This window comes from Craterilacuibacter sp. RT1T (genome assembly GCF_023502145.1).
Taxonomy (GTDB): Bacteria; Pseudomonadota; Gammaproteobacteria; order Burkholderiales; family Chromobacteriaceae; genus Craterilacuibacter.
Genome location: NZ_JAMFLI010000008.1, coordinates 115,669 through 128,761 on the forward strand (window position 1 = coordinate 115,669; position 13,093 = coordinate 128,761).

At 59.7% G+C, this 13,093-nt stretch carries 10 protein-coding genes and 1 tRNA gene; 4 read left to right on the top strand and 7 right to left on the bottom strand.

Translation table 11 applies throughout. The features are described from left to right. Positions 1–123 precede the first annotated feature (123 nt). From M3P88_RS12565 to mdtD, 3 genes are read left to right on the top strand one after another with little or no spacing between them, the layout of a single operon-like run. On the top strand, positions 124–1,107 hold the full coding sequence (locus tag M3P88_RS12565) for a substrate-binding domain-containing protein (RefSeq protein WP_249616355.1): 984 nt from the start codon (positions 124–126) through the stop codon (positions 1,105–1,107). Next, positions 1,107–3,941, top strand: a complete 2,835-nt coding sequence (locus M3P88_RS12570) for a bifunctional diguanylate cyclase/phosphodiesterase (RefSeq protein WP_249616356.1) — start codon at positions 1,107–1,109, stop codon at positions 3,939–3,941. Before M3P88_RS12565 ends, M3P88_RS12570 begins: the two co-directional genes overlap by 1 nt. 52 nt (positions 3,942–3,993) lie before the next feature. After that, complete coding sequence (gene mdtD / locus M3P88_RS12575) at positions 3,994–5,406, top strand: multidrug transporter subunit MdtD (RefSeq protein ID WP_249616357.1); 1,413 nt, start codon at positions 3,994–3,996, stop codon at positions 5,404–5,406. 28 nt (positions 5,407–5,434) lie between these two features. On the opposite strand, the gene M3P88_RS12580 is transcribed toward mdtD, so the two are convergent. From M3P88_RS12580 to M3P88_RS12605, 6 genes are all read right to left on the bottom strand, one after another. After that, positions 5,435–7,396, bottom strand: coding sequence for a PhoX family protein (locus M3P88_RS12580; protein WP_249616358.1), 1,962 nt, complete (start codon positions 7,394–7,396; stop codon positions 5,435–5,437). 165 nt (positions 7,397–7,561) lie between these two features. Continuing rightward, on the bottom strand, positions 7,562–8,356 hold the full coding sequence (locus tag M3P88_RS12585) for an SPOR domain-containing protein (protein WP_249616359.1): 795 nt from the start codon (positions 8,354–8,356) through the stop codon (positions 7,562–7,564). Further along, positions 8,353–9,069 (bottom strand): type III pantothenate kinase, encoded by a 717-nt coding sequence (locus M3P88_RS12590; RefSeq protein WP_249616360.1) that lies wholly within the window; start codon positions 9,067–9,069, stop codon positions 8,353–8,355. Before M3P88_RS12590 ends, M3P88_RS12585 begins: the two co-directional genes overlap by 4 nt. After that, complete coding sequence (locus tag M3P88_RS12595) at positions 9,066–10,031, bottom strand: biotin--[acetyl-CoA-carboxylase] ligase (RefSeq protein ID WP_249616361.1); 966 nt, start codon at positions 10,029–10,031, stop codon at positions 9,066–9,068. Before M3P88_RS12595 ends, M3P88_RS12590 begins: the two co-directional genes overlap by 4 nt. Then, entirely contained in the window at positions 10,028–10,528 is a 501-nt protein-coding gene (gene rfaE2 / locus M3P88_RS12600; protein ID WP_249616362.1) for a D-glycero-beta-D-manno-heptose 1-phosphate adenylyltransferase, read from the bottom strand. Before rfaE2 ends, M3P88_RS12595 begins: the two co-directional genes overlap by 4 nt. Next, positions 10,503–11,366, bottom strand: coding sequence for a ferritin-like domain-containing protein (locus tag M3P88_RS12605; protein ID WP_249616363.1), 864 nt, complete (start codon positions 11,364–11,366; stop codon positions 10,503–10,505). The genes rfaE2 and M3P88_RS12605 overlap by 26 nt, the downstream gene beginning before the upstream one ends. A 163-nt stretch (positions 11,367–11,529) precedes the next feature. Here M3P88_RS12605 and pssA point away from each other — a divergent pair, with 163 nt between their 5' ends. Further along, positions 11,530–12,879, top strand: coding sequence for a CDP-diacylglycerol--serine O-phosphatidyltransferase (gene pssA / locus M3P88_RS12610; protein WP_249616364.1), 1,350 nt, complete (start codon positions 11,530–11,532; stop codon positions 12,877–12,879). A gap of 114 nt (positions 12,880–12,993) precedes the next feature. Here pssA and M3P88_RS12615 read toward each other — a convergent pair. Continuing rightward, a tRNA-His gene (locus tag M3P88_RS12615) sits at positions 12,994–13,069 on the bottom strand. Between the last annotated feature and the right edge of the window lie 24 nt (positions 13,070–13,093).

The following is a 13,093-nucleotide window of genomic DNA, read 5'->3' on the forward strand; positions in this document are numbered from 1 at the left end:
AAAATATCCATTTGTGATAACAAGTAGATATGCGATAAGATCGCGATGAGCTTGATAGGTTTTGCTTAATACAATAGCTGTTCACCAAAGAAGGTTTTCAATATTCCATTGCAGGCACAAGCCATGACCTTTTCTAAATTCAGGCAACTGATTGTCACCTTGCTGTTGATTGGACTGGCAGCCTGTGATGGTGAACAAGCATCCATTTCCGCCATTACCGCATCGGCCCCAGCCTCCGCCGCATCCGGCAGCTCGAATGGCCTGCAGGTGTCGCTGGTCATGAAAACCCTGACCAATCCCTTCTTTATCGAAATGGAAAAAGGGGCGCGCCGCGCCGCGCAGGAAACCGGTACCCGGCTGGAGGTCAAAACCGCGACACAAGAAACCTCTATCGAACAGCAAATCAAGATTGTCGAAGATACGGTCAAGCGTGGCACCGATGCGATCGTGATTGCACCGGGTGACTCGGTACGTCTGGTGCCCGCCCTCAAGCAGGCACAACAAGCCGGCATCCATATCGTCAATATCGACAACCGGCTGGACGCACGGGCCATGGTGGCACAAGGCATGCGTCCGGTGCCTTTTATCAGCATCGATAACGAAGCCGCCGCTTTTGCATCGGCCATGGAACTGAGCCGCCGTCTGCCGGCACACGCGGCAGTTGCCATTATCGGCGGCATTCCATCCGCCGATAATGCAAAGCAACGCAGCTTAGGCGCACAGCGCGCCTTCCAGCAGGCCGGCATGCAGCTCGTGGCTAACAAAAGCGCCTACTGGAAAATAGACGATGCTTACACGGTCACCCAGTCCTTGCTGAAACAGCACCCCAATCTGCGCGGCATTTTCTGTGCCAACGATATGATGGCGATCGGCGCCCGCAAATATCTGACCGATAGCAAGCGCGCACACATCCTTGTCGCCGGCTTCGATGCCATTCCCGATGCCCGTCTGGCACTTGCTCGTGGCGAACTGGTCGCATCCATGGACCAGCAAGGCAATGAGCAAGGCTATCAGGGTGTTAAAACTGCGCTTGCCATGCTAGCGGGCAAGCGGGTACCCGGCGAGTTGCTGATCGACTCCGTTCTTGTGCGCGGCACGACTCCGTAATGAAGATCAATATCTCGCTCAAGCTGATCGGGTTCTTGCTGGCCATCAGCGTCATCCCGCTGCTGCTGTATCAGCTGATCAGCTTCAGCGTGACGCGTAGCACGGTCATTGAGCTGGCTTCCCACCATAATATGAACCTGCTGACCGAGCAGGCCGCCCATCTGTCCCAGCATCTGGAACAGATCGAAGATCTGATTCACAACATCGAGTCGGTAGACGAGATCAAGAAGATGCTGGCACTCGCCGACAAATCCAGCCAGCGCGACAATGCTTTCGAGTCCTTATCCACCCAGGCGCGCATAGGCTATATCCTCAGCGGATACAGCAGCCTGAAAGGACTGGCCTCCATCGACCTGTTTACCCGCCATGGCCAGCACTACCACGTGGGCGATACGCTCAATCTATCAGCCATTGACCATACGCTGCGCGAGCGCTTGCTGCGCGATACGGAAAATGCGGACAATGCCATCCGTTGGCATGGCATTGAAAACAACGTCAATACCTCATCCAGCACCCGGCAAGTGATCGTCGCGACCAAACTGCTGCAACAGCTGGATAGCAGCGGCCAGAAGACGGCGAATCTCGCCATGCTGCAGGTCAATTTCGACCCGCGTTTCCTGTACAAGCACCTGCGCGAAATGGAGATGGGAGAAGGCGCGGTGTTACTGGTGGTCGATGCCAAACGGCGCCTGCTGTTTCATCCGGACGAGGCGCTGCTGGGGCAAGCCATAGATCCGACGCTCAGAGGGCTACTACAGGGCAGGCAGGGATCGCAGACCATCAAAATGGATGAGCAACCGACCCAGCTCAATTACCACAAACTGGCCGGGCGAGACTGGTATGTAGTGAGCCTGGTACCGCAAGCGACCTTGCTGACACCGGTCAGCCGCATCGCCCAGGCCGGCGTCGCCATCCTGCTCGCCTCCTTGCTGCTGATTGCCTTGCTGATCCGCCTTTATACCATTCGGGTCATACGGCCCTTGCGCGCCATTTCGGACGGTTTTCGCGACTTTCAGGCCGACCGCCTGCCATCGCAATGGCGACTGGCCAAGATACGGACACTTGACGAAATAAACCAGCTGACAGAGTGGTTCAACGCCTTTCTTGACCGCGCACAGGAACGTCAGCGTGCCGAAGCCGATCTGCGCATTGCCGCGATCGCCTTCGAGGTGCAAGAAGGAATGGTCATCACCGACCGGCACCAGCTGATCGTGCGCGTCAATCAGGCCTTTTGCGACATCACCGGCTATCGCAGCGAAGAAGTGGTGGGCCAGCCTATCCGGCTGCTGCAATCGGGCCGTCACTCTGCCGAGTTTTATCGCGCCATGTGGGAAGAACTGTCCCGCAACCATACTTGGCAAGGCGAGCTATGGAGCCGGCGCAAGAATGGCGAGATTTACCCCGAGTGGCTGACCATCACCACGGTTTTCGATGAACGCGAGCAAGTCACCCACTATATCGGCACCATGAGCGATATTACTTTGCGTAAACATGCCGAAGAAGAAATCCAGCGTCTGGCCTATTACGATCCGCTGACCCGACTGCCCAACCGCCGCATGCTGCTGGACAATCTGCAACACGCCATGGCCGGTGCAACGCGCAGCGGTTTGTCTGGTGCGCTGCTGTTTATCGACATGGACAACTTCAAGGATCTGAACGACACCCAGGGCCATGATAAGGGTGACCAGATGCTGCAACAGGTCGCCCAGCGCCTGCGCAACAATACGCGGGATAGCGATATTGTCGCCCGGCTAGGCGGAGACGAGTTTGTGGTCCTGCTGGAAGGGCTGAGTGCCGACCCGGAAACCGCAGCCGGCTATTGCAAAACCGTAGCCGAAAAACTGCTGGCCGCGCTGCAGGAAAACTATATGCTGGGCAAGCATACCCACCACAGCTCCTGCAGCATCGGCGTCGCACTGTTCCATGGTCATGACGGCAATATCGAGGATATGCTCAAACAGGCCGATCTTGCGATGTATCAGGCCAAGGCCAGCGGACGCAATACCGTCTGTTTCTTCGACCAGGCCATGCAGCAAGCGGTAGACGAACGTGCCATGCTGGAATCCAGTCTGCGCCATGCCATACACCAGCAGCAGTTGTCGCTGTACTACCAGCCTCAGGTCAATGCCCAAGGCAAGGTATTGGGTGCCGAGGCGCTACTGCGCTGGCAACACCCGGAAAAAGGCCCGATCTCGCCGGGGCTATTTATTCCGCTAGCGGAAAAAAGCACTCTCATTATCCAGCTGGGCAACTGGGTGCTGGAAACGGCCTGCCGTCAACTGGTCAGCTGGAGCCATGTGCCGGAAAGCGCCAGCCTGACGCTGGCCGTCAATGTCAGCGCCCGCCAGTTTCATCAGCCTGATTTTGTGCAGCAAGTGCTGGATATCGTCGAACAGACGGGTGCCGATCCACGACGACTCAAGCTCGAACTGACCGAAAGCATGCTGTTGAACCATGTGCAGCAAACCATTCTCAAGATGATGGCGCTCAAGGCGCACGGCATCAGCTTTTCACTGGATGACTTCGGTACCGGTTATTCATCACTCGCCTATCTCAAACGCCTGCCGCTGGACCAGCTCAAGATAGACCAGAGCTTTGTGCGCGACCTGCAGCAAGCGGGCCACGATACCGATATCGTGCGCACCATTCTGGCACTGGCGCAGACACTGGCACTGGATGTGATTGCCGAAGGCGTAGAGACGGATGCGCAGCAAGCGACCCTAGCACGCCTGGGCTGCCATTACTATCAGGGCTATCTGTTCGGTCGCCCGCTGCCGATAGAACAATTCAATCAGGCCCTCAGCCAGCAGTGCGCGCAAACCCCTATGGCCTGAGCTTATCCGGCCAATGCCGGCAAGATGACACCGCGGCATATATAGTGCGTAGATGCCGACTCTGCTTCCACCCCGCGTAAATGGTGTCTCCCCCTGGTTGCCCTGGCTTGCTGCCATCAGCCTGTTTATGGAGACGCTGGACGCCACCATCCTCAACACCGCCCTGCCATCCATGGCCGCCAGCCTGGGTGAGAGCCCGCTGGTGATGCAGTCGGTGCTGGTCGCCTATGTTTTGACACTGGCGGTGCTGGTGCCCTTGTCCGGCTGGGTCGCCGACCGCTTCGGCACCCGCCGCGCCTTCCTGGCCGCCATCGTGCTGTTTACGCTGGGCTCGGTATTGTGTGCCGCTGCGCAGACGCTGCCACAGATGATCGCCTGCCGTATCGTGCAGGGGGTGGGCGGCGCGCTGATGCTGCCCACCGGACGCCTGGCCGTGCTCAAGAGCTATCCCGACCGCGCCAGCCGCATGGAGGCGCTGAATTTTATTGCCCTGCCCGGCCTGATCGGGCCGGTGCTCGGCCCTTCGCTCGGCGGCCTGATTGTCGAGTACAGCAGCTGGCACTGGATCTTTCTGGTCAATGTGCCGGTCGGGATACTGGGCTTTGTGCTGGCGCTCAAGCATATGCCGCAACTACTCGAACCTGCTGCCCGCATCGATGTACCGGGCTATTTATTGTTTGCCGGCGGGGTGTTGCTGGTTTCCTATGCGCTGGAGATGTTCGGCGAACACCGCTTGTCGGTAGCGGCCACCCTGGCAATGATCGCGTGCGGCATGGCCAGTATCGCCGGCTATATCGCCTACGCCCGCCGCCACAAGGCACCGCTGTTTCCGCTGGCCATTTTCCGTAACCGCATTTTCAGCGTCGGCATCTTGGGCAATCTGTTGGCCCGGCTAGGCTCGGGCGGCATCCCCTTGCTGCTGCCGCTATTTCTACAACTGGCCTTCCTCTATTCGCCGGCACATGCCGGCCTGCTGCTGATGCCGATTGCCGGTGCCGCACTGCTGGTCAAACCCGCCGTCGTGCCACTCATCCAGCGCTTCGGCAACTACCGCGTGCTGATGCTCAGCAATATCGCGGTCGGTGCGGCCATCATGGCGCTGGCGTTTACCACGCCACAGACCAGCAATCTGTATTTCGTGCTGCTGCTACTGGCTTTCGGTGCATCCATCTCGCTGCAGTTCTCTACCCTCAACGCCAGTGCGCTGTCCAGCCTGCCGGCCGAATACGCCAGCGCCGGCAATATGCTGCTCTCGACCGCCATGCAGTTGGCGCTGAGCATGGGGCTCACCTTCGCCATCGTGGTGCTGTCGCTGTTTTTGGGGCGAGACTTCCACCCGGATCAGGCTAAAACCTTTACCGCCTACCACCATACATTTATCACGCTGGCGCTGATGACCTGGGCCAGCGGTCTGGTCTTTTTACTGATACGCAAACCGGCAAGAAAAACGGCAAGGCCGGCATAAAGCCGGCCCTGGATTCGCCTTTTCTGCCTTAGCTGCCGATCACCCCGCCGTCCAGCTTGCGTATCGCCACTGTCGCTGAGCGCGGGCGGCCGGCGCCATCCGGCCAGCTGGAAATTGCCGTTGGCTGCACCGGGTCAGAGCGCTCGCTCTCCGGCTCGCCCGGGTGCTGGATATTGATAAACAGCGTCTTGCTATCCGGTGTAAAGCTGATACCGGTAATCTCGCAGCCTTTGGGCCCGGTCAGGAAACGGCGGAATTCGCCGCTTTCGGGCAGCACCGCCAGCATCTGGTTATTCCCCATCCCGGCATACTCTTTCATATTGACGGTCGAGGTCGACACATCGGTCTGCACCCACAACACCCCTTGCCGATCGAAAGCGAGGCCATCCGGGCTACCGAACACATCGCCCTTGAGCGCCCCCTGATGCTCGGCCTTGGCCGCATCCGGCTTGCCGGCCAAGGCGAAAATGTCCCATTTGAACGAATTTGCCGCCGCATTGCCGCCTGCTTCCTGCCAGCGCAGGATATGGCCGAATTTATTATCGGCGCGCGGGTTGGCCGCATCGACGCCCGGCTTGCCCTCGCTGCCGCGCTCGCTGTTATTGGTCAGCGTGCAGTACACTTCGCCGGCCACGCGCGGATTGACGGCAATCCACTCCGGACGGTCCATTTTGGTCGCGCCGACCACATCGGCCGCCATGCGTGCCTTAATCGCCACCTCGCCCTGATCGGCAAAACCCTTGCTGGCATCGACCCCGTTCTGGCCATGGACCAGTGGCAACCACTGACCGGTACCATCGGCATCGAAACGCGCGACATACAGCGTGCCCTCATCCAGCAAGCGGCTATTAGCCTTGCGATTATTGGGCTGGTAACGGTTTTTCGACACGAATTTGTAGATATATTCGAAGCGCTGGTCGTCGCCCATATACACCACCGCGCGGCCGTCCGGCGCCAGCGTGACCGTCGCGCCCTCGTGCTTGAAGCGCCCCAGCGCGGTACGCTTGACCGGTTTGGACTTCGGGTCGTACGGGTCGATCTCGACCACCCAGCCGAAGCGGTTCGCCTCGTTAGGGTTGATTTGCAGATCAAAACGGAAGTCTTCCCATGCCCACTTATAACCGGCATCCTTGTTCTTGATGCCGTAGCGCTTCTCGTTGTCCGACAAGGTGCCCGAGTCGTTAACGAAATAGCCGTCAAAGTTTTCCTCGCAAGTGAGGTAGGTGCCCCACGGGGTTTTACCATTCGCACAATTGTTCAGCGTGCCGAGGATCTCGACCCCCTTGGGGTCGGCCTCGGTCTGCATCAGGGCGTGGCCATGTGCCGGGCCACCAATGGCCATCGGCGTGTTGGCGGTAATACGGCGCGCGTACTTGGATGGGCGCACGACACGCCAGCCCTGCCCTTTGCCTGCGGCTTCCACCTCAATCACCGAGACGCCGACTGCAGCCTGTGCCTTCTTGACCTTGTCGCCGCTCCAGCTCTTCATTCCGTCCGGATGCAGCAAACCATCGTCGGTATATTCGTGATTAATCGCCAGCAGGCCATGCTTGTCGGCCTGCGAGCCCTGCGGCAACGGGAAAAAGGCCATGCCGTCGTGGTGCATGCCGGCCTGAGCCGCCTGCTCGTCGGCACTATTCGATGCGTCCGCCTTGAATGCCGGGCTATTGCCCTTAAGCCCCACCGGATCGCCCCATGCATACAGCACTTCGGCCACATAACCTGCCGGCACCACCACCTTGTCTTCGACCGAGAAGGGCACGGCAGCAAAGCCCAGACGAGCGGCCGACCGGGTCGCCACTTGTGGCGCAGCGTGCGCCAAAGCAGGCAACAGGCCACCCGCCAACGTCGCCATACCGGCGGCACTGCCGGCCTGCAGCACGTTGCGGCGCGACAGGCGCGCATCCAGTACGGCGGAAAACGCCGGGTTATCCGATTGATTGCTGCATGCTTCTACACCGTGATGCTTGATCTTGTAGCTGTCGCTCATGAATGACTCCGTTGGGTTCTACCGCGAGGCCGGTCGATAAGGACAACCATAAGTCATTACTGTGACAGCAAGATCAAAAAAATATGACGCTAATATGAACGAGGGGCGTAACAGAAAGGGAATAGCGCAAGTGTCGGGAGCGGCCGCTCCCGACGGATAGCTAACTTATTTACAACTGAAAGGCTGGACTGCGATGCCGGGCAGCAAACGCTGTTGTACCGCTTTGAGTTTATCCACCTGCTCCGGTGTCAGCGCACGCAGGCTCACCGTGGTTTTCTTGCTGCGCGTTCCGCGCGCATCGATTTGCGCCTTGTCAAAGCCCAAGTCCTTCAGGCGCTTGACCAGCGCCTTGGCGCCCTCTTCCTTGGCAAACAGACCTAATGACAGATAGCCGCGGAACGGGCCTTCATTACGCACGATATAGCTATCCAGCCCCTTGGCCTTGAGTTCGGCAATCAGGGTCAGCGTCTCGGACTGGGTCGCCAGCGGCGGGTAATACACCCAAGCCTTGCCACCAGACGACTTGTCCTCGCGCACGCTATCCGACACTTGAGCCGCCGGCAGACGCAAAGTGGCAATGCCGCCACGCGCACGCGCCAACTGGCTATCGTTTAACTCGCCCCAGCGATAACACTGCTTGGCCACCTCGACCTTGGCGACCGGCGCCTCCGCAGGCGTGGCAGACGGAGCAAGCGCCGCAGGCGTACTGGCCAGCGGTTTGACCGGTACCGGAGCAGGCACGGAAGCAAGCGCCAGTGGGGCGCTGGCTTCGGTCAGTCCCTGCTCGACACCCGGGGCGCTGGCCGTCACCGCGGGCGGATAACCATGCTCCGGCAGCCGGCTGATCAACTGCGGGCTGACCTCGCGCGCACCAAAGTCATCCTGCGGCGTTTTCTGCAAGGCGATCAGCCCCGCAACCAGCAAATTGAGTGTCACTACGGCTGCAAAAAACCACTTCATGAGGTGCTCGCCATGCTGAGAAGTCCAAGAATCACCAGATTATCCACGATACGCACCGGTGCGGCGAGGTGGGGCAACAAACGCGCTGCATCGCCACCCGTCAAGAGCACCATGGCAGCGGGCCGCCCGCTATGCGCCGCCAGACGTGCACGCATGCGCTCGATGGCGCCGGCTTGTGCATCCAGCACGCCGCTGGCGATGGCGTCTTCCGTACCCTGCGGGAAAGCACGATGCTCACCCGCCGGCCGGTCCAGCTGTGCGGTGCCGCGCGCCAGGCTCTGCAGCATCAGCTGCTGACCGGGCAGAATCAGCCCCCCCAGATAATCCCCTTCGGCCGATAGCGCTTCCACCGTCAAGGCGGTGCCGGCACAGGCCACGACCACATCCCCGTTTACCAAAGAACGCGCCGCCAGTACCGCCAGCCAGCGATCGGCCCCCTGCTCGGCCACATTGCGGTAATGATTGCTGACACCGCCAGCCGCACGCTGGGCCAAAACCCAGACCAGCGGCACCGGACTGATGGCATCCACGGCGGCACGCAATTCGGGGCTTGCCACCGAGGCGGCCCAGCCGGCGCTAATCGGCCAACCCTGCCAAGCCTCAGCGAGGGAGGCGATATCGCCATGTGCCACCGCCCCCTGCGCCATGCAGTCCTGCCCCTGATACACCGCCCATTTCAGCCGGGTATTGCCGATATCGATCAATAGCTTCATGGCCGCGGCCTCAGGCTGACTTCTCCCACATGAAACAGTTGTTCGCCGGATGGGGTTTGCACGCGCAAGGCACCGCTGTCATCCACTCCCAATGCCACGCCATCAACCGGCGCATGGTGGCTGAACGACAGGCGCACCGGCGCCTGATGATGCGCGGCATAGCTTGACCATTCATCACGCAGCACGGCAAAGCCGCCACGCTCGAATTCCACCAGCACCTGCTGCAATTCGTTCAGCAAGACCGCCAGCACCGTATTGCGGCTCAGCTGCAAGCCAGCATCGGCAAGGCAGGCCACCGGCTGGTCGACTTCGCCCGGATCGGCCACATTCAAGCCGATGCCGATCACCACGGCCGCCGGCCCCTGTGCATCACCGGACAACTCGATCAGGGTGCCGGCCAGCTTCTTGCCATCCAGCAGCACATCATTCGGCCACTTCAGCATCACCGGCGCCCCCAGCTTGCGCAAGGCGCGCACCATGGCGACCCCGACCGCCAGCGACAGGCCCGCCAAGGCCGCCAGGCCGCGCTCAAAGCGCCACAGCAGCGAAAACGTCAGGCCGGCGCCCAGCTTCATCTGCCAGCGCCGCCCCAGACGGCCGCGTCCGGCACTTTGCGCCTCGGCGGCCAGCAGCAAGCCTTGCGGTGCGCCTGCGGCCGCCCGCGTCATAAGCTGGGTATTGGTGGAGTCGGTGCGCTCGACCAGCGCCAGGGTCAGGCTGTCGCCCGCCGCGTCAGACAGGCCGGCACGAATCTGTGCCACATCCAGCCAGTCAAAGGGCTGGGCCAGTTGATAACCGCGCCCGCGTACCGAAAACACGGTCAGGCCGAAATCCTGCTCGATGGCATGCACCGCCTGCCACACCAGGGTGCGCGAACAGCTCAGTTGTTGCGCCATCCCTTCACCCGACTGAAAGCCGCCGGCAGACAACAAGCGCAAGACGGCAAAGGCGTGATCGCTCACGCCTTGCCCTCGCTTGCGCGGATCTTGTTCAGAGTGGCGGTGGTCGAGGTAGCAAACAGGAAGGGGATGGAATGCACTTCGCCGCCACGCGCCAGCGTTTCTGCCGAGCCGACAATCTTGTCTACGCTCCAGTCGCCACCCTTGACCAAGACCTCGGGCTGAACTTCGGCAATCAGCGCGGCCGGCGTATCGCTATCGAACCAGGTCACCAGGCTGACGCTTTCCAGCGCCGCCAGCACGGCGGCGCGGTTGGCCTCGTTATTAATCGGCCTGTCGTCGCCCTTGCCCTGGCGCTTGACCGAGGCATCGGTATTCAGGCCAACCACCAGGCTGGCACCCAGCGCACGCGCCTGTGCCAGATAAGTTACATGGCCGCGATGCAGAATATCGAAACAGCCGTTGGTAAACACCACCGGGCGCGGCAAGGCCGCCAGACGCTCGGCCAGCGCCTCGGGCGGGCAGACCTTGGCTTCAAATTGCGGGGTCGGGTAGGACATGGTTTTCCTTCACACTTGCCGCGAGCGCCTTGCGGTAGCGATTCAATTGCAGAATCGTTTCCAGCGGCTGCTCGAACAGATTGGACAAGTTGCGAAGGATACCACCCACCACGCGTGCCTCCCAAGACTCGTCAAAGCGGATCTGCTGTGTCAGCCAGGCTTCCAGCCAATCCGGGTCAGGCAAACGGCTTTGTATGGTGTCATTGGGGAAGAGTGCGGCATTGACGTGCAAATTGGTAGGATGCAGCGGTTTGGCCGAGCGGCTGGAAGACGCCATCAGCAGGCCGATCTTGGCAAATGCCGCCCGCGCCACATCGCCATGCTGTGCAATCGCCTTCTTCATGTACTTGAGGTAGCAGCCGCCATGACGCGCTTCATCCTGACTCAGGTGCTTGTAAATCGCCTTGATCACCGGCTCGGTATGCCACTCGGACGCGCAGCGATACCATTGGGTCAGACGCACTTCGCCGCAGAAGTGCAGCATCAGCGTTTCCAGCGGCGGAGCCGGATCAAACTCGAAGCGCACCGCATGCAGTTCGGCCTCGGTCGGGCAGTATTCCGGGCGGAAGCGGCGCAGATACTCCATCAGCGCCAGCGCATGCTTCTGCTCCTCGTAGAACCAGATCGACATAAAGGCGGAGAAATCCGAATCGTCGCGATTGTCGCGCAAAAACATCTCGGTGGCCGGCAAGGCCGACCACTCGGTAATCGCATTCATCTTGATGGTCTGGGCCTGCTCGTCGGACAACAGGCTGCCATCAAAGGTATCCCATGGAATATCGGTTTCCATGTTCCAGCGTGCTTTTTCCAATTGTGTATAAAGTTCCGGGTAAAGCATCGCCTGCTCCTTGCAAATAGATTATTTGCCTATTGTATTGCCAGCGGCATCTATAGAGCAAAGACTTCATACCGTCGCTAGTTTGACTCAACCCATGGGAGAAGACGCGGCTTGATGCTAACATCAGACATTCCGATTCATCCGCGTGTTTTGGCGCCTCATCATGCTTTTCAACGATCCACGCAGCTACATCCATGCGCTGCCGCGCTTTGCGCTGGCGGCCGAAGACATTATTACGCTGACCAATACCGCCGCGTTTCGTGAAACCCTGCTGGCACATATCGCCAAGGCGCAGCACCGCATCTATCTAACCGCCCTTTATCTGCAACACGATGAAGGCGGCACCATGATTCTGGACGCCCTCTATGCCGCCCGTGCCCGCAATCCGGCACTGGAAATCGCCGTACTGGTTGACTGGCACCGGGCCCAGCGCGGGCTGATAGGCAAAGGCAAAACCGACGGCAATGCCGCCTGGTATCAGGAAGAGGCCGCTAAACATCCGGGCCAGCAGGTCGCGGTCTATGGCGTGCCGGTGCAAACGCGCGAACTGTTCGGCGTGCTGCACCTCAAGGGGTTTATTGTCGACGACACCGTGATCTATAGCGGTGCCAGCCTCAATAATGTCTATCTGCATGTCGGCGAGCGTTATCGCTATGACCGCTATCACCTGATTAGCAATCCTAAGCTGGCCGACAGCATGGTTGCCCTGCTGAAAGACACCGTACTGGCCAGCCCAGCCGTGCACCGTCTGGATCAGCCCAATCCGCCGGCAACCAAGAGCATACGCGGCGATATCCGCACCCTGCGCGGACGGCTCAGCAACAGTCATTACCACAGTCAGCCGCAGGATCAGGCCGCAGCAGGCGCACTCGGCATCACCCCGTTATTGGGCGTAGGCAAGCGCAATCCGCTCAACCGCCTGATCCAGAAGCTGATGGCCAGCACCCGCAGCCATCTGGTGATCTGCACCCCCTATTTCAACCTGCCGCGCCCGCTGATGCGGGAAATACGCCAGTTACTGGCACGCGGCGTGCGCGTCGACATCATCGTCGGCGACAAGACCGCCAACGACTTCTTTATCCCGCCTAGCGAGCCATTCAAGGTCATCGGCGCGCTGCCCTATCTGTATGAAGCCAACCTGCGCCGCTTTGCCCGGGCACAACAGGCCGATATCGATGCAGGCAGGCTGAATCTGCTGCTATGGAATGATCCGGGGCATAGCTACCACCTCAAGGGCCTGTGGGTCGATCAGGAGTTCATGCTGATTACCGGCAATAATCTCAATCCGCGCGCTTTTAGTCTGGATCTGGAAAACGGCCTGCTGATTCATGACCCGCAGCAACAATTGGCCGCGCAAAAAGAACAGGAATTGGCCGCTATCCGTGCCAATACCAGCCGGATCGCTCATTATCTGGATCTGGAAACTGTCGATCACTATCCGGAACCGGTGCGTAAACTGCTGACCCGTATGAACCGGGTAAGAGCCGACCGACTGGTGTCCAGATTGCTGTAAATACATTCAGGCGGGAAATGGCAGGCTGTATCCATGTGATTAACAGCCTGCCACTGGCAAAGCAGAATGTGAAAAAGCCCTGATTTCATCAAGAAATCAGGGCTTTTTCTATTATGGGGTGGATAATGGGGCTCGAACCCACGACAACCGGAATCACAATCCGGGACTCTACCAACTGAGCTATATCCACCACAAAAACCGTCAATATTGCGTT